The sequence below is a fragment of the Pseudomonas sp. 5Vm1k genome (assembly GCF_056161485.1).
The window spans coordinates 1-21,339 of the sequence record NZ_JBSPCZ010000010.1 but is presented as its reverse complement, the minus strand read 5'-3'; the positions used below and the strand labels follow the sequence as shown (position 1 = coordinate 21,339).

At 60.7% G+C, this 21,339-nt stretch carries 18 protein-coding genes; 7 read left to right on the top strand and 11 right to left on the bottom strand.

The window, feature by feature from the left end:
* Positions 1–22: 22 nt before the first annotated feature.
* From ACWIKB_RS19845 to ACWIKB_RS19830, 4 genes are all read right to left on the bottom strand, one after another.
* On the bottom strand, positions 23–1,240 hold the full coding sequence (locus ACWIKB_RS19845) for a mandelate racemase/muconate lactonizing enzyme family protein (RefSeq protein WP_054052747.1): 1,218 nt from the start codon (positions 1,238–1,240) through the stop codon (positions 23–25).
* Between the two features lies 1 nt (position 1,241).
* On the bottom strand, positions 1,242–2,561 hold the full coding sequence (locus tag ACWIKB_RS19840; RefSeq protein WP_475268958.1) for an MFS transporter: 1,320 nt from the start codon (positions 2,559–2,561) through the stop codon (positions 1,242–1,244).
* A gap of 192 nt (positions 2,562–2,753) precedes the next feature.
* A complete protein-coding gene (gene aldA / locus ACWIKB_RS19835) occupies positions 2,754–4,178 on the bottom strand; it encodes an aldehyde dehydrogenase (RefSeq protein ID WP_475269169.1) in 1,425 nt (474 codons plus the stop codon).
* 235 nt (positions 4,179–4,413) lie between these two features.
* Positions 4,414–5,346: a LysR substrate-binding domain-containing protein gene (locus ACWIKB_RS19830; RefSeq protein ID WP_475268957.1), complete on the bottom strand. Its 933-nt coding sequence runs from the start codon at positions 5,344–5,346 to the stop codon at positions 4,414–4,416.
* A 380-nt stretch (positions 5,347–5,726) separates the two neighbouring features.
* Here ACWIKB_RS19830 and ACWIKB_RS19825 point away from each other — a divergent pair, with 380 nt between their 5' ends.
* The 6 genes from ACWIKB_RS19825 (at position 5,727) to ACWIKB_RS19800 (ending at position 13,242) form a co-directional block, all read left to right on the top strand.
* Positions 5,727–7,370 carry an ABC transporter substrate-binding protein gene (locus ACWIKB_RS19825; protein WP_475268956.1) on the top strand — a complete coding sequence of 548 codons (1,644 nt, stop codon included), beginning with the start codon at positions 5,727–5,729 and terminating at the stop codon, positions 7,368–7,370.
* 76 nt (positions 7,371–7,446) lie between these two features.
* Positions 7,447–8,400 carry an ABC transporter permease gene (locus ACWIKB_RS19820; RefSeq protein ID WP_123511860.1) on the top strand — a complete coding sequence of 318 codons (954 nt, stop codon included), beginning with the start codon at positions 7,447–7,449 and terminating at the stop codon, positions 8,398–8,400.
* Complete coding sequence (locus ACWIKB_RS19815) at positions 8,397–9,233, top strand: ABC transporter permease (RefSeq protein WP_475268955.1); 837 nt, start codon at positions 8,397–8,399, stop codon at positions 9,231–9,233. The genes ACWIKB_RS19820 and ACWIKB_RS19815 overlap by 4 nt, the downstream gene beginning before the upstream one ends.
* 2 nt (positions 9,234–9,235) lie before the next feature.
* The gene (locus ACWIKB_RS19810) at positions 9,236–10,894 is read left to right on the top strand and encodes a dipeptide ABC transporter ATP-binding protein (RefSeq protein ID WP_475268954.1); all 1,659 of its coding nucleotides are present in this window, start codon (positions 9,236–9,238) and stop codon (positions 10,892–10,894) included.
* A 161-nt stretch (positions 10,895–11,055) separates the two neighbouring features.
* On the top strand, positions 11,056–12,162 hold the full coding sequence (locus ACWIKB_RS19805) for a hypothetical protein (RefSeq protein ID WP_475269168.1): 1,107 nt from the start codon (positions 11,056–11,058) through the stop codon (positions 12,160–12,162).
* 204 nt (positions 12,163–12,366) lie between these two features.
* The gene (locus ACWIKB_RS19800; RefSeq protein WP_475268953.1) at positions 12,367–13,242 is read left to right on the top strand and encodes a LysR substrate-binding domain-containing protein; all 876 of its coding nucleotides are present in this window, start codon (positions 12,367–12,369) and stop codon (positions 13,240–13,242) included.
* A gap of 207 nt (positions 13,243–13,449) precedes the next feature.
* Here the strand turns inward: ACWIKB_RS19800 and ACWIKB_RS19795 are convergent, their stop codons facing one another.
* From ACWIKB_RS19795 to ACWIKB_RS19765, 7 genes are all read right to left on the bottom strand, one after another.
* Positions 13,450–14,814 (bottom strand): MFS transporter, encoded by a 1,365-nt coding sequence (locus ACWIKB_RS19795; protein ID WP_475268952.1) that lies wholly within the window; start codon positions 14,812–14,814, stop codon positions 13,450–13,452.
* Between the two features lie 231 nt (positions 14,815–15,045).
* Complete coding sequence (locus ACWIKB_RS19790) at positions 15,046–16,479, bottom strand: NAD-dependent succinate-semialdehyde dehydrogenase (RefSeq protein ID WP_475268951.1); 1,434 nt, start codon at positions 16,477–16,479, stop codon at positions 15,046–15,048.
* Positions 16,476–17,510 carry an aldo/keto reductase gene (locus tag ACWIKB_RS19785; RefSeq protein WP_475268950.1) on the bottom strand — a complete coding sequence of 345 codons (1,035 nt, stop codon included), beginning with the start codon at positions 17,508–17,510 and terminating at the stop codon, positions 16,476–16,478. Before ACWIKB_RS19785 ends, ACWIKB_RS19790 begins: the two co-directional genes overlap by 4 nt.
* A 10-nt stretch (positions 17,511–17,520) precedes the next feature.
* Positions 17,521–18,033 (bottom strand): formaldehyde-activating enzyme, encoded by a 513-nt coding sequence (fae, locus tag ACWIKB_RS19780; RefSeq protein ID WP_054615233.1) that lies wholly within the window; start codon positions 18,031–18,033, stop codon positions 17,521–17,523.
* Between the two features lie 379 nt (positions 18,034–18,412).
* Positions 18,413–18,709, bottom strand: a complete 297-nt coding sequence (locus ACWIKB_RS19775; RefSeq protein ID WP_475268949.1) for a pentapeptide MXKDX repeat protein — start codon at positions 18,707–18,709, stop codon at positions 18,413–18,415.
* Between the two features lie 54 nt (positions 18,710–18,763).
* Entirely contained in the window at positions 18,764–19,543 is a 780-nt protein-coding gene (locus ACWIKB_RS19770) for a molybdopterin-dependent oxidoreductase (protein WP_403016861.1), read from the bottom strand.
* Positions 19,540–20,157 (bottom strand): cytochrome b/b6 domain-containing protein, encoded by a 618-nt coding sequence (locus ACWIKB_RS19765; RefSeq protein WP_475268948.1) that lies wholly within the window; start codon positions 20,155–20,157, stop codon positions 19,540–19,542. Before ACWIKB_RS19765 ends, ACWIKB_RS19770 begins: the two co-directional genes overlap by 4 nt.
* A 157-nt stretch (positions 20,158–20,314) precedes the next feature.
* Between ACWIKB_RS19765 and ACWIKB_RS19760 the strand changes: the two genes are divergently transcribed.
* Positions 20,315–21,256 carry a class I SAM-dependent methyltransferase gene (locus ACWIKB_RS19760; RefSeq protein WP_475268947.1) on the top strand — a complete coding sequence of 314 codons (942 nt, stop codon included), beginning with the start codon at positions 20,315–20,317 and terminating at the stop codon, positions 21,254–21,256.
* Positions 21,257–21,339: the final 83 nt, after the last annotated feature.

Sequence of the window (21,339 nt, the reverse complement as noted above, 5' to 3'; positions counted from 1 at the left end):
AGCAAGCCCGCTCCCACAGGTGTCAGCCCCTGGCTGGCGATGTGTCTTTGACGTCAGCCGGGGTCGGCGCCATTTGCAGGTGCAAACGCTCGCCGGTGTACGGCGAATGCCGGCGCACCACGTCCATGTTCAGCTCCACACCAAGACCGGGCTCGGTGGACGGGATGATGTAGCCGTCCTCCCATTGCAGCGGCTTGGTCAGCACTTCGGCGTGGAAACCGCCCCAGGTCATGATGCTTTCCTGGATCAGGAAGTTCGGCGTGCAGGTCGCCAACTGGAAACTCGCCGCCGCGCCAATCGGCCCGTTGTAGAGGTGCGGCGCAATCTGCGCGTAATAGGCCTCGGCCATGCTCGCGATTTTCTTGGCTTCCAGCAGACCGCCACAACGGGCGACGTTCATCTGCAAAATCGACGCGCCGCCGGCCTGCAACAGTTTGAAGAATTCGTACTTGGTGGTCAGACGTTCGCCGGTGGCAATCGGGATCGTGGTCTTGGCCGCAACCTGCGCCATCGCCTCTTCCTGACCCGGTGGCACCGGTTCTTCGAACCACAGCGGGTCGTATTTCTCCAGGCGCTTGGCCAGGCGAATCGCCGATGACGGCACCATTTGTCCGTGGGTGCCAAACAGCAAGTCGCACTTGTCGCCCACCGCCTCGCGAATCTTGCGGCAGAAGGTTTCGCAGCGCTCCAGCACTTCCAGGGAAATCTGGTGCCCGGAGTACGCGGTGTACGGTCCGGCCGGGTCGAACTTCACGGCGGTGAAGCCTTTGTTCATGTTCTCGATGGCGCATTCGGCGGCCAGGTCCGGATCGTCGTAGTCGTACTCGCCCTTGCTGTTGACCGGGTACAGGTAGGTGTAGGAACGCAGGCGTTCGTTGACCTTGCCGCCGAGCAATTCGTAGACCGGTTTGTTCGCCGCTTTGCCGATGATGTCCCAGCACGCCATCTCCAGGCCGCTGACCACGCCCATCATGGTCAGGTCCGGACGCTGGGTGAAACCACTCGAATAGGCCTGGCGGAAAAAGCGCTCGATGTGGTGCGGGTCGTGGTTGAGCAGGTAGCGTTCGAACACGTCTTCGATGATCGGCAGCATGGCTTTGGGGCCGAAGGTCGCGGCGTAGATCTCACCCACGCCTTCGATGCCGCAATCGGTCTTGAGCTTGACGAACAGCCAGTACATGCCGCCGATGTGCGGTGGTGGTACGGCAACAATGTGGGTTTCAAGGGCGACGATTTTCATCTCAGGCACCTGTTTTATTCAAAGATTGACGATTGATACGCGCGCGTAAGGTCAGGGCCGCGAGGGTCCCGAGCAGGCCGACGAAAGCGATGTAGCCGAAATACAGCTTGTAACCAAAGGCACCGGGGAAATGCTCAGTGAGGTAGCCGTTGATCAAGGGAATAAAGGCGTCCGGCAGGTAACCGACCACCGAGACAATGCCAATGGCCAGGCCGGTGATGCGCAGCGGGATGTTGCAGGTGTCGAGGATCGCCCAGTACAGACCGCGAATGGCGTAGGTCATCAGGCCGATGAAGATCACCGTGCCGATCAGCAGGCCCATGCTGTTGAGCGCCGGGAACACGATCAGGCCGACCATCGCCAACGACGCGAGCAGCAACGCCACGATCAGCACCGAAATATTCGAGAACTTGTCACCGAGCCAACCGCCGCCCATGCCGCCAATCGGGCGCATCCACAGCTTGATGGTGGTGATGGTGCCGGCCATGACCGCAGTCATGCCGCCGCCCTGCAAGTAATCGGAGAAACTGTAGGTGGCCCAGAAGATGTGGTAACCGCAGAACACGATGGCGGTGACCAGCCACAACTCAGGGATTTTCACCAACGTCGCCAGGTCGCTGAGCAGGTTGTACTTGCCCTTCTCCACCGCCGCGGTGTCTTGCATCGACTTCGGGTCCTTGATCAGCACCAGCACACAACCGATGGCAATACAGGTGAAGGCGTACAGGTAGACCACGTGCTTGAAACCTTCAGCGGCGGACTCGCCACGGGTTTCGGTGGCGAAGGCGAACAGCCCCAAGGCGACGGTTGCCAGCAAGGCTTCAACCAAACCGCGGCCACCATCGAGGATGCCGAAAAACCGACCTTGTTCAGTGTGATGGGCAATCATCTTCACGCGCTTGAGCACCGAGGCCCAGAACGTCAGGCCCGTGGTCAGGCCCCAGCAACCGAAGATGATCATCAAACCGGTCATCGACGGCGCGGTGGAGTACCAAAGCCCCAGGACTCCGGTGGCCACCAGCGAGAAAAAGATCAGGAAACGCGGGGCGATGCGGTCCGCCAGCCAACCGCTCGGCAAGTAGCTGAGCAGGAAAATCGTCCCCAGCATCGAGTACAGATAACCCAGCTCGCTGTGGTTGATCTGGAACACTTCGAGCATGGTGGTCTGGTAAACCTGGCGCAGGTAAAGGATCGGGTAGATCGCACCGGCGGCCAGCACCAACAGCATCAATTGGATGTAGCGACTTCCCTTGTCACTGTGGCTTTTTGAACCCGCGTTCGAACCCTGAACAGCGGCAACAGTGGTTGCAGGCTTGGACATCGAGTAGACCTCTGGCGCCCAGTGGTCTGGGCGCTCTGATAATTGTTTTTATATATCTCAGGTGTACTCAGGCCTTTGTGGGAGCGGGCTTGCTCGCGAAAGCGGTGGATCAGGCTATTGATGCATCTACTGACACACCGCTTTCGCGAGCAAGCCCGCTCCCACATAAGCGAGAGAGGTGCTGCACGTGGATCAATACTTCATGACGACCAGTCGGGTCTGGGTGAACTCAAGCATGCCGTGCTTGCCGTCATCGCCGCCCAGCCCGGAGCGTTTCCAGCCAGCGTGGAAGCCCTGGTACGGGTCGGCCGGGGTCCGATTGATGTACAACTCGCCAGCCTCGATGGCGTTGGCGACTTTCATGGTGGTGCGGTAGTTCTCGGTGTACAGCACCGAGGACAGGCCGAACTGGTGATCGTTAGCCATGGCCAGCGCTTCGTCGATGTCGCGGTACTTGAGCACCGGCAGCACCGGGCCGAAGATTTCTTCCTGGATGATTTCCATGTCCTGACGGCAGTTGCTCAGCAGCGTCGGCGGGTAGAAATGACCGTTGCCTTGCGGGATAAAACCACCTGTTTCCAGTACAGCACCGTCGGCGACGGCGCGCTCGACCATGGCGTGGATGTTCTGCTGCGAACTGGCGTTGACCAATGGGCCCATCAGGCTGGCGTCGGTGGCGCGGTCGCCGAACTTCACGGCGCTGATTTTGGCTTTGAGCAACGCGAGGAATTGTTCGTAGACGCTTTCCTGCACGTAGACCCGCTCCACCGCCGTGCACAACTGGCCGCAGTGGGTGGTCTTGGAAGCCACGATGGCGCTGGCGGCGGCTTCAAGGTCGGCGTCGGCTTCGATGATCGCCGGGGTCTTCCCGCCCAGTTCCAGCGACGGCTTGGCGATATTGGCCTTGCAGTAATCGAGCACAATGCGCCCGGCGTTGACGCTGCCGGTCAGGGTGATCAAGCCAACGGCTTTGTGGGTGCACACGGCGGCGGCGGTGGCGTGGTCCATGGTCAGGATATTCACTACGCCGGCCGGCAAACCGGATTGCTGCACAGCCTTGGCAATTTCAAACGCCGAGGTCGGGGTGTTGTTGCTCGGGCGCACCACTACGGTGTTGCCGGCAATCAGCGCCGGGGCGATTTTGCGCAGCAGCGTATAGACCGGGTAGTTGAACGGAATCAGGCACGCGACCACGCCAATCGGCTCACGGTGCAGAAACAGGTTTTCGTTAGGGGTGTCGCTGGGAATGATCTCGCCTTCGATCCGCCGTGCCCACTCGGCGTGGTAACGGGTGATCTGTGCGGCGTAACGGGCTTCGTTGCTCGCATCACTGACACTTTTGCCGGATTCGGCGGCCAGGGCTACACCGATATTGTCGGCGCAGGCTTCGAGGGCGTCGGCGAATGAACGCAAGTGTTCGGCGCGTTCGATGCTGGTGAGCTTGCCCCAGAGCTTCTGGGCAGCGGCTGCGGCGTCGACGGCGGCCGTGGCTTCAGCGCCTGTGGCCGCCGAGACGTGGCCGACCAAGGCTTCGGTCGCCGGGTTGTAGACTGCAATCAGCGCTTCGCTGGCAGGCTCAATGAAGTGACCGTTTACAAAGTTTCGCTCGAGTCGCATGTGCATCGCCCATCGTTGTTTTTATCCAGTTCACGCAGTCTTGGCATCCTGGGCGGGTTGAACAAACGATTTATTGAGCGGGGGAACATTCGAAAAATGAATGTTGCTCCCTTGACGATGCGATCCCTTGTGGGAGCGGGCTTGCTCGCGAAGGCGTCGTGTCAGTCGCCTTTGATATTGGCTGACCCACCGCATTCGCGAGCAAGCCCGCTCCCACAGGGGGCCTGCGGTGTGTTCAGGTGGCGGCGGTGGACGGTTCGAGCTGGCGTTGCGCCAACCAGATCTCCTCCTGCAACCACTGGCTGAACACCTGCAATTGCGGCATCAGGGTCTGCTCCGGGCGGGTCACCAGCCAGTAGGATTGATGCCCTTCCACATGCACGTTCAGCACTTGGGTCAATTGCCCGCTGGCCAGTTCCGGGGCGACCATGTGCCAGTCGGCGATGGTGATGCCCAGGCCATCGGTGGCCGCGCGGATCGCCAGGTCCAGCAGGTCGAATTCATAACCGCCCTGGGTGTCGACGCCGCTGATTTTCGCCGCGTCCAGCCAATGTTTCCAGGTCAGGTAGCGCTGGTCTTCCCGGGCCAGCACATGCAGCAACGTCAGGCGATTAAGGTCGATGCCGCCCTCGCTCCACTCTCGCGCATACAGGGATGGCGCGCACACCGCGATGTGCCGTTCCTGAATCAACAACGAGCTGTCCAGCCCATCCCATTCGCCATCGCCAAAACGGATCGCGCAGTCCAGGGTGCTGGTTTCCGCCAGGCTGTCCTGCAGACGCGTGGTGATACTCAACTCCAGTTCCGGGTGCTTCTCGCGCAGGCGTCCCAGGCGTGGCATCAGCCAGCGGCTGGTGAAGGTCGGCGGTGCGTTGATGTGCAGGCGATTGGCGTGGGATTTCTGCTGGATGCTGCGCACCGTCAGCTCGATCTTGTCGAAGGACTGGTGCAGCGCCCGCAGCAACACCCGGCCGGCGCTGGTCAGTTCCAGGTGATGATGCCGACGCTCCAGCAGGTTCTCGCCCAGTTGCTCTTCGAGCTGGCGCACCTGCCGGCTGACCGCACTTTGGGTGACATTGAGCAACTCCGCCGCCCGGGTAAAGCTGCCGGTGCTGCCGGCCACTTCGAAGGCTTTGAGCGCATTGAGCGCGGGCATTTTGCGTTTCATGAAAAGGACTCGCGCAAGGGCTGACGAGCGCCAAGCATCCCACGGCTTGGGGGAAATTTCCTGAGTAACATGCATTTTTGTGTTGTGCGGGACTATTTGAGTCAGAAGAAGATCTGCTTTGTGTGGGAGCGGGCTTGCTCGCGAAAGCGGTGGGTCATTTAACAAAAATGCTGCCTGACATGACGCTTTCGCGAGCAAGCCCGCTCCCACAATTGACCTCATTGGCTGATGGCGGGCCGTCTAGTTCAAGCACCCGCGATCCCTGCACTCAGTAACATGCATTTATCGAACGTTTGCCGGTTGAATTTATCGTTTGTCGATCTTTGCGCCGATGACAAAACTGCGGCCATCTCAAATAAAAACAACATGAGAGCTGCCCCATGCCCCATCTCGACGAGCTAACAACTCTGGACGGCGCCCTGCCGCATCCAGCAGTCAACGACCTGTGCATTCAAGTCAAAAGTGGCGAGATCAACCGCCGGCAATTCCTGCGCACCGCCGCGCTGCTGGGCATCACCGCCGCCAGCGCCAGCACCTTCCTCGGTTCCGCCCTGCTGGGTAATTCGGCCCGCGCCGCTGATGCATTGCCACCGCGTCAGGGCGGCACGCTACGGTTTGCCTGCGCCATCCAGGAAATCCAGGATCCGATGCTGATCACCTGGATCGAAGCCTCGAACCTGCTGCGCAATTCCCTGGAATACCTGACCTGGGTCGACGCCGACAACATCACCCACCCGTATCTCGCCGAGAGCTGGAGCCCGTCCGAAGACCTCAAGACCTGGACCTTCAACCTGCGCCAGGACGTGAAGTGGAGCAACGGCGACACCTTCAACGTCGAGGACGTGCAGCACAACATCGAACGCTGGATTGCCGCCGACTCCAAGTCGGTCAACCGCACCGCGTTCCAGGACATCAGCGCCTTCGAAAAAGTCAGCGACTTCCAGTTCCGCCTGGTGCTCAAGCGACCGATGCTGGCGATCCCGGAAATGCTCAACGCCTTCACCTGCGCCATCGTCCACCGCAGCTTCAAGGCAGGCGATGACTGGGCGAAAAACCCGCTGGGCACCGGGCCGTTCAAACTGGTGTCGTTCGCGGTCAACAAGCAGGCGACCTTCGCCAAGCGTGCCGACTACTGGCGCAAACCGGCCAACCTCGACGAGTTGCGTTACGTCGACATGGGCACCGACATCTCCACCCATCTCGCGGCATTACAGGCCGGGCAAGTGGACGTGCTGTACCGGGTGACCGTGGCCGAGCTGGACCTGGCCAAACGCTTGCCGGGCGCGCAATTGCTGAGCTGTAAATCGGCGCAAACCATCGTCATGCGCATGGCCTGCGACCAGAAACCGTTCGACGATGTGCGGATTCGCAAAGCGGTGGTGCTCTGCGCCGACAACGCGCAAATGCTCAAGATCGCTTATCGCGGCATGGGCACGTTGGGTGAAGACCATCACGTCGCCCCTTCCCACCCGGAATACTTTGCGCTGCCTAAACGTGCCCGTGACGTGGCGGGCGCGAAGAAACTTCTCGCCGAGGCTGGTCACCCGAACGGCATCGACATCGACCTGATCGTCGGCAACACCCAGGGCCGCTACGAACAGGATTGCGCGCAGATCCTGCAACAGAACTGCGCCGAGGCCGGCATCCGCATCAACCTGAAAGTGATCCCGGCCACCCAGTACTGGCCGATCTGGGACAAAGCCGCGTTCAGCCTCACCTACTGGGCGCATCGCCCACTGGGTGTGATGTCGCTGGAACTGGCCTATCGCAGCGGCGCGGCCTGGAACGAAAGCCACTACAGCGACCCGGCGTTCGACGCTGCACTCGATAAAGCCATGGGCATCATCGACCCGAAACAGCGCGCAGCCGCCATGCAAAACGTCGAGCAAATCCTGCAGGACGCCTGCGTCATGGTGCAGCCGTTCTGGGGCGACAAATTCACCGCCGCCAGCAAGAAAGTCCAGGGATTCCAGGTTCACCCGTCGGACTTCTACCCAATGGATGAAGTCTGGTTGAGCGCCTGATTCAAGCGCCCCTCACGCGGCTCGCCAACTTCGGTACGGCGGGCCGCCATCCCTTGATTAGCCGGAGCGTGCGAACATGGCTGAATTTCTATTGCGCAAGTTATTGGCGCTGGCGGCTACCCTGTTGTCGGTGTCAGTGATCGTGTTCCTGGCCCTGGAACTGAACATCGAAGACGTCGCGATCAACGTCCTCGGCCCCTACTCCGCCGCCGACCAGCGTGCCGCGTGGCTGGTGGAGCACGGTTACAACCAACCCTTCGTCTGGCGCTATCTGGTTTGGTTGAAAGACTTCGTCCACGGCGACTGGGGTACCTCGGTGCACTTTCGTGAGCCGGTGATCGACCTGCTGCTACCCAACCTGTGGCAAACCCTGATTCTCGCCGGGCTGGCCCTGGCGGTGATGGTGCCGGTGGCGCTGACCCTCGGCATTCTGGCCGGGATTCGCCAAGGCTCGGCGGTGGATCGGCTGGTGTCATTCCTGTCGATTGTCACTACCTCGATTCCGGACTTTGCCAGTGCGGTATTCGTTTCGGCGATCTTCGTCTTCTGGCTCAACTGGCTGCCGGGCGTGAGCAGCATGAGCGACGGCTTCAACGCCGTGGAACTGGCACTGCCACTGATGGTGCTGTGCCTGTTCGGCATCGGCTATCTGGCGCGGATCACCCGGGCCTCGATGGTTGAGGTGATGCAGGCGCCGTACATCCGCACCGCCCGCCTCAAAGGCGCGTCGACGTCGCGTATCGTGCTGCGCCATGCATTGCGCAACGTACTGATCGCACCGATCACGGTGATCATGTTGTACATCCCGTGGTTGCTGTCGAACGTGATCGTGGTTGAGGTGTTCTTCGCCTACAAAGGCTTCGGTTCACTGCTCTACACCGCGTCGCTGAACCATGACGTGTACCTGATCGAAGCCTGCGCAATGATCAGTGGCATCGTGGTCGGCGCGACCAAAATCTTCTCGGACCTGGCCTACACCTGGCTCAACCCGCGCATCACCTTGCGCAGTCTTGGCGGAGGTGGCCAATGAACTTCCTCAACGCGTTCAAACATCCCTTGGCGTTACTCGGTTTGCTGTTGGTCGGCGGCTGGGTGTTGATGGCGCTGTTTGCGCCATGGCTGGCGCCCCACGATCCCCTGGAAAGCTTCACCCCGCTGCTGACGCCGATGACCCCGGATGGCAACGGCATGAGCTTTCTGCTGGGCACTGACATGATCGGCCGGGACATTCTTTCGCGGCTGATTTGGGGCACTCGCACCGTGTTGTTCTGGTCGATCCTCGCGACCCTGACCGCGTTCGCCGTGGGCATCGCCATGGGCCTGTGCGCCGGTTACTTCAACGGCTGGGTCGATTCGCTGCTGTCCTATGTCGCCGACACCGTGCTGTCGTTCCCGGTGCTGGTGTTGTACATCGTGATCATCATCGCCCTCGGCGCCTCGGCCCTGAACATTCTGATTGCGGTGACCTTCACCAGTGCCCCGGCGATCTTCCGGATCATGCGCGCGCTGACCATCGACATCCGCTCCCGGGACTACGTGCTCAGCGCCATCACCCAGGGCGAAGGCTCGCTGCGGATCATGCTGGTGGAAATCCTGCCGAACTGTGGCGGACCGTTGATCGTCGATTTCTGCCTGCGCATCGGCTACACCGCGATCATGATCGGCGCCCTCGGCTTCCTCGGCCTCGGCCTGCCGCCGCCCACCCCGGACTGGGGCGGCATGATCAACGAAGGCCGCAGCATGGCCATCGCCTTCCCGCACCTGGTGATCTTCCCGTGCATTGCCATCTCCACCCTGATGCTGGGCCTGAGCCTGTTGGCGGACGGTCTGGACGAACACGCCCAGAAAGGCACAAGGAGTTGAGCATGAGCCAACAACAGAACATGCAACAGGTGCTGAGGGTTGAAAACCTCTCCATCGAACTGCCTGCCGGCGCGGACCGTAGTCACGCGGTCAAAGGCATCAGCCTCGACGTGCGCAAAGGCGAAATCCTTTGTGTGATCGGCGAGTCCGGCTCCGGAAAATCGGTGCTCTCGGCGGCAATCATGGGCGACTACGCCAAGGGCTTGCGCCACAGCGAAGGAGTGATCGACTTTCTCGGCGACGACATCTGCCGCATGGATGAACATTCGTTGCGCCGCTTGCGCGGCAACCGCATCGCGATGATTTTCCAGGAGCCGATGGCGGCGCTGAACCCGGCGATTCGCATCGGCCAGCAGGTCGAGGAAATCTTCGATATTCATGCCCCGAGCATGCCCGTCGCCGAGCGTCGCGAACGCATGCTCGCCCTGCTCGACTCCACCCAATTGCCCGACCCGCCACGGATCGCCAACAGCTTTCCCCATCAGCTCTCCGGCGGCCAATGCCAACGGGTGGTGATTGCCATGGCGTTGGCGATGAACCCGGATTTGTTGATCGCCGACGAACCGACCACGGCGCTGGACGTGACCACTCAGGCCCAAGTGTTGAAACTGGTACGTGACCTGCGCAATCGCGGTCAACACGGCATTTTGTTCATCACCCACGACTTTGGCGTGGTGGCGGAAATCGCCGATCGCATCGCCGTGATGGAGGGCGGTGTGTTGGTGGAAATCGGCGAGCGCGATCAAGTGCTCAACGCACCGAAGCATCCCTACACCCGCAAGCTGATTGCCGCCGTGCCGGCGCTGCACCCCGAGTTGCACGCGCCGTGCGCCGACGGTGAGTTGGCGTTGCGCATCGAACACCTGACCAAGACCTACAACGTCGGCGGCCGCTTGGTGCCGGCGCTCAAGGATGTCTCGCTGCAGTTGCCACGGGGCAAAACGTTAGCGATTGTCGGCGAGTCCGGCTCGGGCAAGAGCACCTTGGTGAAAGCGGCGATTCGGCTGGTGGAAAGCGACAGCGGTCACGTCTGGGTCGGTGATACGGATTTCCTGGCCTTGCGTGGTTCGGCGTTGGCGGCGAATAGGCGGCGCATCCAGATGATTTTCCAGGACCCTTACGGCTCGCTGAATCCACGGCATCGGGTTGGCGACATCATCGCCCGCGCCGCGCAATTGCGCGGGTTATCGGCCAAGGATGCCTGGACCGAGGCCGGCGATTTGCTGGAACAGGTCGGGCTCAAGCGTGACGCCCTCAAGCGCAAGCCCCGGCAATTCTCCGGTGGCCAGCGCCAGCGCATCGGCATCGCCCGGGCCTTGGCGATGCGCCCGGAAGTGCTGATCGCCGATGAAAGCGTCTCGGCACTGGACGTCTCGGTACAAAAACAAGTCCTGGAGCTGCTCGCCGAACTGCAACAGCGCCTCAACCTGAGCATTTTGTTCATCACCCACGACCTGCGGGTGGCGGCGCAGATCAGCGACTATATCGCGGTGATGCGCCAGGGCGAAGTGGTGGAATACGGCACCGCGCAGCAGGTGCTTTTGCGACCGCAAAACACATACACCCAGACCCTGCTGGCGGCGGCGCCCGGCGCTTCGGCGATACCGGTGGTGCCCGTCGCTGAACCACCGCTGAGGCTGATCCGACCTCAGGCCAACTGACCCCATAACCCTTTCCCCAGGTCGCAGCGTTCGCTGCGGCATGGGTTGCTGTTGCCAACGATAACTAAAAAATCAGGAGTATAACTGTGCGCACAACCTCCCCAATTGCGGTCCGTTCCATCGTTCTCATTCCGCTGCTCGGCGCCTTCGCGGCCCCGGCCATGGCGGTGCAGGTCACCGACAACCTCGACCTCGGCGGTGCCATTCGGGCCCGTTGGGACTACGACCCGGATCGCGATATTCAGAAGTTCGGCCTCGACACGGTGTTTCTCAGCGCCAAGTACAACTCCGACTCCTGGATCGGAGAGGCGCAGTACCGTTTCTACGGCCGCTCCTACCCTTACCAGTACACCAAGAACTATGGCGATATCCAGTTCGCCAAGTTCGCCTGGGCCGGCTACAAGTTCAACCCCGACCAGCAAGTGCAAGTGGGCCTGAACACAGTGCCATTCGGCTTGCAGCCGTATTTTGGCAGCACCTTCTACGAAACCCTGGGCAACGTCATCGGCCTGGAAGATGTGCAACAGGTCGGCGCCAAGTACATCCAGCAAAGCGGCGACTGGAACATCCAGGCCGGCTACTACCTGCGCCCGGCGTGGCAAGGCAAAGGCACCAGCAAAGGCGTGACCTATTCCAGCGTGGTATCCGGGGCCGACAGCTACGTGGGCGACGGCAGCGACAACCAGGAACGCAACACCGTGGTGCTGCGGGTGGCCAAGGCCCTGGACCTGGGGCCGTGGAAATCCGAAGTCGGGATCTCCGGCCTGACCTCGACCCTGGAGAACAAAGACACCGACAACGACGGCCGGCGCAATGCCGTGGCCGTGCACTACCTGGGCAAGAACGGCCCGTGGGGCGTGCAACTGCAAGCGGCGCGGCAGCAGATGTCGCCGCGCAACGCCGGCACCGATGAAGTGGTGACCCTGGGCGGTTACGACGGCACCTACAACGTCGCCAGTCGCGGCAATCTGTACGTGGCGGACCTGAGCTACGACGTTGGCGGCAAGTACCTGTTCGACCAGATAAGCGGGGTGAAGCTGTATGCCAACTACAGCGCCTTCGACAAATCCGCCGATGAGTTCAAGACCTCGCAGCGGATGATCCTCGGTACCTCGTTTTCCTTCAGCAAACTGTGGATCGCGACGGAGTGGTTGTATGGCAAGAATGACCCGTATATCGGCGGTAGCAGCTACACCCAGAGTCTGGCTGCGGGTGGGACCGATCACTGGGAGAATCAGTTGTACATGAACATTGGGTATTACTTCTGATCCGGATTTTTTGGCGTTATTGAGGGCGCCTTCGCGAGCAAGCTCGCTCCCACAGGTTTAGCGCATGACCTGTGGGAGCGGGCTTGCTCGCGAATCGCCCAAACACCACTTGCATCAGCCCATCCACACATAGTCAGATAGGCCACCACCCAAAAAAACAATAAACCTGCCCCACATTGGCATCAGGTATGGAGTCACCCGTCCATGCGTCAACTGCCCTCGCTCAACATGCTGCGGGTCTTCGAAGAAGTCGCACGGCATCGCAGCTTCAGCCAGGCGGCGCTGGGTCTGAACGTCACCCAAGGCGCGGTCAGCCGTCAGATCAAGCAGCTCGAAGACTACCTCGGCGTGGCCCTGTTCATTCGCACGCCGCAAGGCCTGGCGCTGACCGAAACCGGACTCGCCCTCTCCCCGCATTTAAGCGACGCCTTCGACCACATCGAACGCGCCCTGCAAGCCGTGCGCGTGCCCAACCTGCGCCAACGCCTGCGCATCGTCGCGCCACCGACCTGGGCCACGCGCTGGTTGTCGGCGCACTTGCGTGCATTCTGCCAACGCTACCCGGACATCAGCCTGAGCGTGACCCACCAGACCGGCCACGACAGCCTTGCGGAAACCGACTGCCACATTCGCTTCGGCCTCGAAGCCGACAGCCATTGCAGCAGCCAGTTGCTGGTGATGGAACGGCACATGGCAGTGGCCAGCCCGGAGTTGTTTATCAATGGTCAGCCGCCTGACCTACGGCAGTTTCCATTGCTGCACATCCTGCACGACGGCAAGCGCTTGAAGGTGTGGGAGAACTGGCTGGCGGCGATGGGGCGTGACGATATCGATGCGGGGCAAGGGCTGGAATTCAGCACCCTCGACCAAGTGATTCACACGGCATTGGCCGGTGGTGGATTGGCGGTAATTGACCGGCAGATGATCGAGAAGGAACTGACCAATGGCAGTTTGTTGCCGATCACCCCAGTGGAAGTAGTCGGGCCGTATGGGTATTGGCTGGACGTGGCGAATGACAAGCTGGGGTTGTCGAAGGTGCGGTTGTTTACGGAGTGGTTGGGGTTGGTGAGCAATCCTTGAAGGCCAGCCCTCACCCCAGCCCTCTCCACAGAGGGGAGAGGGAGCCGACCGAGGTGTTCTTGGAGCTACATCGACCTGAAAGTCCTGAGTCGAACTCTGGTTTTGAAAAGCATGAAGATCGGCTCCCTTTCCCCCTCTCCCCTTTGGGGAGAGGGTTGGGGTGAGGGGTTGGATCTCAAGAACACCCAATATCCAACTGCCTGTCTATTAAACCGGTGCTGCGACTTTCACGGCCACCGGCGCCCCACTCTCCACCGGACTCTGCGCCTTGCACGCCTGGCTCAGCGTCAAGGATTTGGTCTCCGGCGCCCAGGCCCAGGAAATCATCGCGCCCAACGCCAGGATCGCCGCGAGAATGCCCATGGTCGGGCTCAGGCCAATCCCCGCCACACTCACCGGCAGCAGGAAGGTACTCACCGCCGAGCCCAAGCGGCTCACGGCTGTGGCCAGGCCAATCCCGCTGGCCCGCACTTCGGTCGGGAAGCTCTCGGCCGGGAACACGCCGACCAGGTTGCTCACCGCCGACAACACCAGGGTGAACACGCCGAACACCAGCACCATCAGGAACGCCGCACTGCCCGGCAACGCTGCCAACAGGAACAGCGCCACGGCAAGAATGATGAACGAGTTGATCAAGAAGCCTCGGCGAGAAAACTTCACCGTGCACCAGATCCCGATCAACGCGCCGAGGATCAGCAGCATGTTCAGCATCAGCTCGGTGCCAAAACCCTCCGCCAAGCCCATCTTCTGCAGGATCGACGGCAAGAAGGTATAGATCGCAAAGTACGGCATCACGATGCACACAAAGAACAGGCAATTGAATGCCGTGCGCTTGCGGTATTCACGGCTGAACAGCACCGCGTAGCCGGAACGGGTTTCGGTGGAGCGGGTTTCGTCGAGTTCGACGTTATCGCCCAGGTGTTTTTTGACGATGGCCCGGGCTTCAGCGATGCGGCCTTGATTGACCAGCCAGCGTGGCGACTCGGGCGTGCCAATGCGGGCGATCAGGATCAACGCTGCCGGGATCGCCGACGAGGCCAGCATCCAGCGCCAGGCGTCGTCGCCGAGGTTGAGCATGGCCGTGCCGACGAAGGTCGCGGCGACGTAGCCGAAGGTCCAGATCACACTGAACGAACCGAGTAACACGCCCCGGTGTTTCTTCGGCGAAAACTCGGCCAGCATGGCGTGGCCGACGCTGAAGTCACCGCCCAGGCCAATGCCGATCAGCACCCGGCAGAGGAACAGTTGCATGGCCGTTTCGGCGTAGAACTGCATGACCGAGGCAATGGTGATCAACACAAAACTGACCAGGAAGATTTTCTGCCGGCCAACCTTGTCGGAGATCCAGCCAAAAAACAGGCTGCCGAGAAACAGGCCGATCAACGCCGAGGCACCGATCAGGCCCTGCCAGAAGGCATCGAGGTGCATTTGTGGACTGAGCAGAGTAAAGGCGATACCGATCAGGCCGAGGATGTAGCCGTCGGTGAAATGTGCGCCGAAGGTGAGACCGGCGATTTTGATATGGAAGCGCCCGATGGGCAGGTCGTCGATTTTTATCGATTGAGCGGACATGTTCGTCTCCAGTTGTTGTTATTGACGGAGAAATGAAACCGATGGCGCTATCCCTTGTAGGAGCGAGGCTTGTGTGGCGAGGGGGCTTGCCCCCGTTCGGCTGCGTAGCAGTCGTAAACATTGCACGCGGTGTACCTGATACACGGCGATTGCAGGTTTTGGGGCCGCTTCGCGACCCAACGGGGGCAAGCCCCCTCGCCACACAAGCCTCGCTCCTACAGGGGTGGGGTGTCAGAGCCCGCCCATCAACAGGTATTTGATTTCCAGGTAGTCTTCCAGACCGTATTTGGAGCCCTCGCGACCGAGGCCCGATTCCTTGATGCCGCCAAACGGCGCGACTTCCGTGGAGATGATCCCTTCGTTGATCCCGACCATGCCGGCTTCCAGGCCTTCGGCCATGCGCCAGACGCGGCCGATGTCGCGGCTGTAGAAGTACGCCGACAGCCCGTATGGCGTGTCATTGGCCCGTTGCAGCACTTCGGCTTCGTCCTTGAAGCGGAAGCACGCGGCCACCGGGCCGAAGGTTTCGTCCTGGGCGATCAGCATGTCGCTGTTGGCTTCGGTGAAGATGGTCGGCTCATAGAACGTGCCGCCCAGTGCGTGACGACGACCGCCGCACAACAGTGTGGCGCCCTTCTCCAAGGCATCGCCGACGTGCAGCTCAACCTTGGCCAACGCGGCGGCGTTGATCAGTGGGCCTTGTTCGGTTTCACCGTCCAGGGCGCTGCCGACACGCATCGCCGCGACCGCTTCGGCGAGTTTGCCGGTGAAGGCTTCGTACACGCCGTCCTGAATAAAGAAGCGGTTCACGCAGACGCAAGTCTGCCCGGTGTTGCGGAATTTCGAGGCCATGGCGCCTTTGACGGCGGCGTCCAGGTCGGCGTCGTCGAACACAATGAACGGCGCGTTGCCGCCCAGTTCCAGCGAGACTTTTTTCAGGGTTTCCGAGGCCTGGCGCATCAGCAGTTTGCCGGTGCGGGTTGAGCCGGTGAACGACAGTTTGCGCACGATACTGGAGGCTTGCAGCGCCCCGCCAATCGCCACTGCGTCACCCGAAACAATGTTGAACACGCCAGCTGGAATGCCTGCCTGCTCGGCCAGTACCGCCAGGGCGAAGGCGGACAGCGGGGTTTCTTCCGACGGTTTAAGAATCATCGTGCAACCCGCCGCCAGCGCTGGGCCGACCTTGCGGGTGACCATCGCCAACGGGAAGTTCCACGGCGTGATCGCCGCGACCACACCGATGGCTTCCTTGACCACGATGATTCGCGCATCAGCCTTGTGGCTTGGAATCACATCGCCGTAAGCGCGCTTGGCTTCTTCGGCGAACCACTCCAGGAAACTCGCGGCGTAGACCACTTCGCCCATGGCTTCGGCCAACGGTTTGCCCTGCTCACGGCTGAGCAACGTGGCCAAGTCCTTCTGATTGCTCAGCATCAGCTCGCTCCAGCGCTTGAGCTTTTGGCTGCGTTCCTTGGCGGTCAGTTTGCGCCAGGCTGGCAAGGCGCGGTTGGCGGCGGCGATGGCGAGGTTGGTTTCTTCGGCACCAGCCTTTTGCACTTCGGCGATAACTTCGCCATTGGCCGGGTTCAACACCGGGTACGTCAGACCACCGCTGGACCATTGGCCATCGATGAAGTTGCCGTTACGGATCAGCGCGCTCATGCCACGGCCTCGGTCAGAGTGAAGCGTTCCAGCGCCGGACGGGCCGAGCGCAGGATGCGTTTGCCGGCGGTGTAATCGTTGATCACGTCGCACGGGGTGTAGTTGCGCTCCAGTTCATGCAGCTCTTCGGCGTCGAGCCTGGTTTCCAAGGCTGCCAAGGCACTGTCGAACTGCGCAGTGGTGTCGGCGCCGACCAACATGCAATCGACGCCCGGATGGTTGGCGACCCATGCTTGGGCGATCTGCGCGTTCGACACGCCACGGGCACGGGCCACGCGTTGTACTGAGTGGGCGATCTCGAACGAGGCTTCGTCGCTGTACATCTGCTGGGTGAAAAAGTCGGTCTGGTTGCGGGTCGATTGCACGTCGCCGGTCAACAGCCCACGAGCCAGCGGACTGAATACCGAGACGCCGAGGCCTTGATCGCGACAGAACGGGATCATCTCGCGCTCTTCTTCGCGATAGGCGCAGTTCAGTTGCAGCTGCATGTTGATCGGCTTGACCCAACCATTGCGCTCGCAGGCCATGAGGATCTTCGCCAGTTGCCCGGCGAGCATGGTCGACACGCCAATGTAACGGGCCTTGCCGGAACGCACGATGTCGTTCATCGCGCTCATGGTCTCTTCAACCGGGGTGTTAACGTCGAAGTAATGCAGCATGAACACATCGACGTAATCCATATCCAGACGCTTCAGCGAGGCGTCGATGCTGTCCATGATGTGCTTGCGCGAATGGCCGCTGGCATTGATGCCGTTGCGGGTGCCGTAGCCGACCTTGGTGGTGATCACCAAGTCTTCGCGACGGGCCAGGCGCTTGACGATGCGCCCCACTACTTCCTCGCCGACGCCAGCGGAATAGAAGTCCGCCAGGTCGATGAAATTCACCCCGTTATCAAGGGCGTGAGCGACGATCGGCTCGCTTTGCTTTTCATCGAAAATCCACGGTTTCCAGTCCGGGGTGCCCATGTTCATGGTGCCCAGGCACAGGCGGGAGACTTGCAGGCCGGAGTTGCCCAAACGAATGTATTGCATGGCGCGGACCTCAGGCTTTTGGCGTGTAGAAAGGGTTGCTGATGTGATCGACCACATCCGCCAGTTGCGCGGTTTCCGGCTTGCCGGTCAGGGCGGCGCGGATCGCGGTGCGGCAGGCGTTGTAGTTATTCAGGTACACCGCATCGAGGTCATCGCAGGCCGGGTTGACCCAGTTGGCCGTCACAATCGCCCACTCGTCCTCGGCTTCCGGTGGCAAGGTGCCGTCCAGCAGCGCTTCCAACACAGCCTTGGCAATCCCGGCCTGGGATGCGCCCCAGGTAGCATTGCCGTGCAGGTCGCTGCTGATCGCGGCTTTGTTCACATAAAGGGTCATCGGCTTGACCGGGATATTCGGCTGCGCGATCACCATGAACGGGCAATGGCCCTGGCTTGGCGACGCCAGGCTATTGGCAAACGCCTGCCCCGCCGGACCGTTGCGCGGCCCGATCAGGATGTTGATGTGCGCGGCATTCACGCCTGGGCCTTCGAAACCTTCACCGATGTACAGGTCGAGTTCTTTCATGGGGCAATACTCTTTTTGGATTTTTGGGGGTGTTCAGAAGCGCACGCGGATCGTGAAGATCGCGGGGCAAATGTCGGGGTTCGAAGAGCGCAGCATGGAACTGGCGGGGACGCGGCAGTGAGGATTACTCATGGTTGCAAACGCTCTTTTTGTTGTTGATGAGCTGTGTTTGCGATTTTTTAACACTGGGGGTTGGCGGGGCTGTAACCATTAAAAGTCATGGGGGTATGAGTTCAGGTAATACCCTATGTGACCTGCACAAAAAACTGTGGGAGCGGGCTTGCTCGCGAAGGCGTCGTGTCAGGCAACCATTGTGTTGACTGAACTGACGCTTTCGCGAGCAAGCCCGCTCCCACAGGGGATTGGGGGTTGTGTTGGGTTATTGCGACATGGCGTCTTTTTTCATCGCATCTTTGCTCATGCTGTCTTTGGACATGTTGTCTTTCTTCATCGTGTCCTTGCTCATGGCGTCCTTGGACATGTTGTCTTTTTTCATGGTGTCCTTGGACATGTTGTCCTTTTTCATCGTGTCTTTTTTCATTGCGTCTTTGGACATGGCGTCCTTGGACATCGAGTCCTTGCTCATGCTGTCGTTGCTCATGGTGTCGGCGGCGTAGACGCTGGCGACGCCCATGGCCAGGAACAGGGACAGTGCGGCGGTGGCGAGCTTTTTCATGGTGGTATTCCTTGTAGAGTTGAGTGTGCTTGCGGTGAAGTGTCTGGGTGTTTGTCAGCTACCGCCGAACCAGTTGTAGCCCTGGTCTTCCCAGTAGCCGCCCGGGTAGGTGTTGGTGACGAAAATCGCCTGGATGTGTTTCGGATTCTTGTAGCCGAGCTTGGTCGGCATGCGCAGCTTCATCGGGAAGCCGTATTCACGGGGCAGCACGGCGCCGTCGTAGGTCAGCGTCAGCAGGGTTTGCGCATGCAGCGCGGTGGCCATGTCGATACTGGTGTAGTAGTCGTCGGCGCATTTGAAGCCGACATACTTGGCATCGGTATCGGCGCCCACCCGTTTGAGAAAATCGCTGAACCGCACGCCGCCCCAGCGGCCGATAGCGCTCCAGCCTTCGACGCAGATGTGTCGGGTGATCTGGTCGGTTTGCGCCATCGCACGCAATTCTTCGAGCTTCCAGCTGCGCTTGTCGGCAACCATGCCGGTGACTTCCAGTCGATAGCTTTCTTCTTCGACGGTGGGTGCCTCGTCGATGCCGTAAAAGGCATTGAAGGGGAACGGCCGGGTGATCATCGACTCGGGATAGGTCGGCGCCATGGCGTTGGGATTGAACAGCCAGCCCTGGACCCGATCGTTGAAGCGGGACATCGAGGACAACGCGGTTTCGACGCTGTCGTTGTCGGTGATGTTGCAACCCGACAACATGGCCACGCCGCCGAGGGTCAGGCCGCGCAGCAGGAACGAGCGCCGGGAGCGGTCTTCGATTTGTGGCGCCAATACCTTCCTGGCTTCGCTCAGGATGGACGACTCGTCGAGTCCTTCGATGCGCTTTTTCATACGGACTCCTTGCGACCAACGATCATGTACCACAACGTTTTTGGCACCAGCAGCACCATCACCAGGTGCACCACGATGAACGCCACCAGCAGCGACATCGCAATGAAATGCACCTGCCGCGCCCCTTCGTATCCGCCCAGCAATTCACGCAACAGCGGGAACTGCACGGACTTCCACAGCACCAGCCCGGAGATCACCATCAGCGTGATGTCGAGCATCACGAACAGGTAGGCAAAGCGCTGAACCTGGTTGTAATGACTGAGGTCGGCATGCCCCAGTCGCCCTCTCAATGCCGCCCACAAGTCATGCAGGATTCCTTTGGGCGATACCGGGAAAAACCGTCGAAACAGGCGACCGCTGGCAATGTTGATGATCAGGTAGATGAGGCCGTTGACCGCGAGGAACCACATCGCCGCGAAGTGCCACTGCAACGCGCCGCCGAGCCAGCCGCCGAGGGTGAGCGAGGCCGGAAAGCTGAAGTCGTAGAGCGGCGAGGCGTTATAGATGCGCCAGCCGCTGGTGATCATGACTACGACGGCCAGGGCGTTGAGCCAGTGGGTCAGGCGCAGCCAGCGTGGGTGGCTGGCCTTGGGTGAGGCAGTTGGCTGCGACATGTCCGGCTCCCGGTTGTTGTTCGTTGGGGCCAAGTATGGGAGCCGGAAGATCGCCAAATCCTCACGTAAAGTTAAATTAAACGTGATAACTATCCGGGAGTGGCCGGGGCGCATTTGTGGTTAAAATGCCGCCCACTCACATTGCCGACGTTGCCTGATGAACCCTGACGCCCTCGCCACGCTGAACACCCACTTGCTGACCGCCCTCGCCGCCGCTCCGGACGAAACCCGTCGTTTGTTTCACGGGCGCGGGCGTTGCTGGCCGGGCCTGGAGCAACTGACCGTGGACTGGTTGCAGGGTGTGGTGCTGGTGTCGTTGTTCAAGGAACCGGAACCGCAGCAGCTGGAAGACTTGAAGCAGTTGCTGATGGGCGTTACCCAGTCGCCCGAATGGCGACAGTCCGGCGCTCACACGCTGCTTCTGCAACACCGCTACCTGCTGCAAAGCACCACCGAATGGCTGCTGGGGGATGCGCTCGATGAGATGACCATCACCGAGGGCGGCCTGAAGTATCGGGTGGACCTGGGCCGCAAGCAGAATGCCGGGCTGTTCCTCGATATGCGCTATGGCCGCGATTGGGTGCGGGCCAATGCCGACGGCAAGCGGGTGTTGAACCTGTTCGCCTATACCTGCGGGTTTTCCGTGACGGCCATCGAGGGTGGCGCGGCGCATGTGGTCAACCTGGACATGTCCAGCTCGGCCCTGAGCCGTGGCCGCGACAATCATCGGCTCAATGGCCACGACTTGAGCAAGGTGACATTCCTCGGCCACGACCTGTTCAAGTCCTGGGGCAAGGTGATCGGCAAGGGGCCGTATGACCTGGTGATCATCGATCCGCCGTCGTTTCAGAAAGGCAGTTTTTTGCTGACCAAGGATTACCAGCGGGTGCTGCGTCGGTTGCCGGAATTGCTCACCGAACAGGGCACGGTGCTGGCCTGCATGAACGACCCGGCGTTTGGTTCGGACTTCCTGATTGATGGTGTTACCCGTGAGGCGCCGAGTTTGCGCTTCGTGGAGCGGCTGGAGAATCCGCCGGAGTTTCCGGATGCGGATATGGAATGCGGACTGAAGGCGTTGGTGTTTCGGCAGGGGGATTGAGTGTGGGAGCGGGCTTGCTCGCGAAGGCGTTGTGTCAGGCGACATCTCTATTGACTGACCCACCGCTTTCGCGAGCAAGCCCG

Bases quoted from the DNA above. Each gene is read 5' to 3' on its own strand.
- ACWIKB_RS19770 (WP_403016861.1), bottom strand. From the start codon at position 19,543: ATGAAAAAGCGCATCGAAGGACTCGACGAGTCGTCCATCCTGAGCGAA.
- ACWIKB_RS19765 (WP_475268948.1), bottom strand. From the start codon at position 20,157: ATGTCGCAGCCAACTGCCTCACCCAAGGCCAGCCACCCACGCTGGCTG.
- ACWIKB_RS19815 (WP_475268955.1), top strand. From the start codon at position 8,397: ATGAACTTCCTCAACGCGTTCAAACATCCCTTGGCGTTACTCGGTTTG.
- ACWIKB_RS19825 (WP_475268956.1), top strand. From the start codon at position 5,727: ATGCCCCATCTCGACGAGCTAACAACTCTGGACGGCGCCCTGCCGCAT.
- ACWIKB_RS19795 (WP_475268952.1), bottom strand. From the start codon at position 14,814: ATGTCCGCTCAATCGATAAAAATCGACGACCTGCCCATCGGGCGCTTC.
- fae (WP_054615233.1), bottom strand. From the start codon at position 18,033: ATGAAAGAACTCGACCTGTACATCGGTGAAGGTTTCGAAGGCCCAGGC.
- ACWIKB_RS19810 (WP_475268954.1), top strand. From the start codon at position 9,236: ATGAGCCAACAACAGAACATGCAACAGGTGCTGAGGGTTGAAAACCTC.
- ACWIKB_RS19820 (WP_123511860.1), top strand. From the start codon at position 7,447: ATGGCTGAATTTCTATTGCGCAAGTTATTGGCGCTGGCGGCTACCCTG.
- ACWIKB_RS19805 (WP_475269168.1), top strand. From the start codon at position 11,056: ATGGCGGTGCAGGTCACCGACAACCTCGACCTCGGCGGTGCCATTCGG.
- ACWIKB_RS19775 (WP_475268949.1), bottom strand. From the start codon at position 18,709: ATGAAAAAGCTCGCCACCGCCGCACTGTCCCTGTTCCTGGCCATGGGC.
- ACWIKB_RS19830 (WP_475268957.1), bottom strand. From the start codon at position 5,346: ATGAAACGCAAAATGCCCGCGCTCAATGCGCTCAAAGCCTTCGAAGTG.
- ACWIKB_RS19800 (WP_475268953.1), top strand. From the start codon at position 12,367: ATGCGTCAACTGCCCTCGCTCAACATGCTGCGGGTCTTCGAAGAAGTC.
- ACWIKB_RS19760 (WP_475268947.1), top strand. From the start codon at position 20,315: ATGAACCCTGACGCCCTCGCCACGCTGAACACCCACTTGCTGACCGCC.
- ACWIKB_RS19840 (WP_475268958.1), bottom strand. From the start codon at position 2,561: ATGTCCAAGCCTGCAACCACTGTTGCCGCTGTTCAGGGTTCGAACGCG.
- ACWIKB_RS19845 (WP_054052747.1), bottom strand. From the start codon at position 1,240: ATGAAAATCGTCGCCCTTGAAACCCACATTGTTGCCGTACCACCACCG.
- aldA (WP_475269169.1), bottom strand. From the start codon at position 4,178: ATGCGACTCGAGCGAAACTTTGTAAACGGTCACTTCATTGAGCCTGCC.
- ACWIKB_RS19785 (WP_475268950.1), bottom strand. From the start codon at position 17,510: ATGCAATACATTCGTTTGGGCAACTCCGGCCTGCAAGTCTCCCGCCTG.
- ACWIKB_RS19790 (WP_475268951.1), bottom strand. From the start codon at position 16,479: ATGAGCGCGCTGATCCGTAACGGCAACTTCATCGATGGCCAATGGTCC.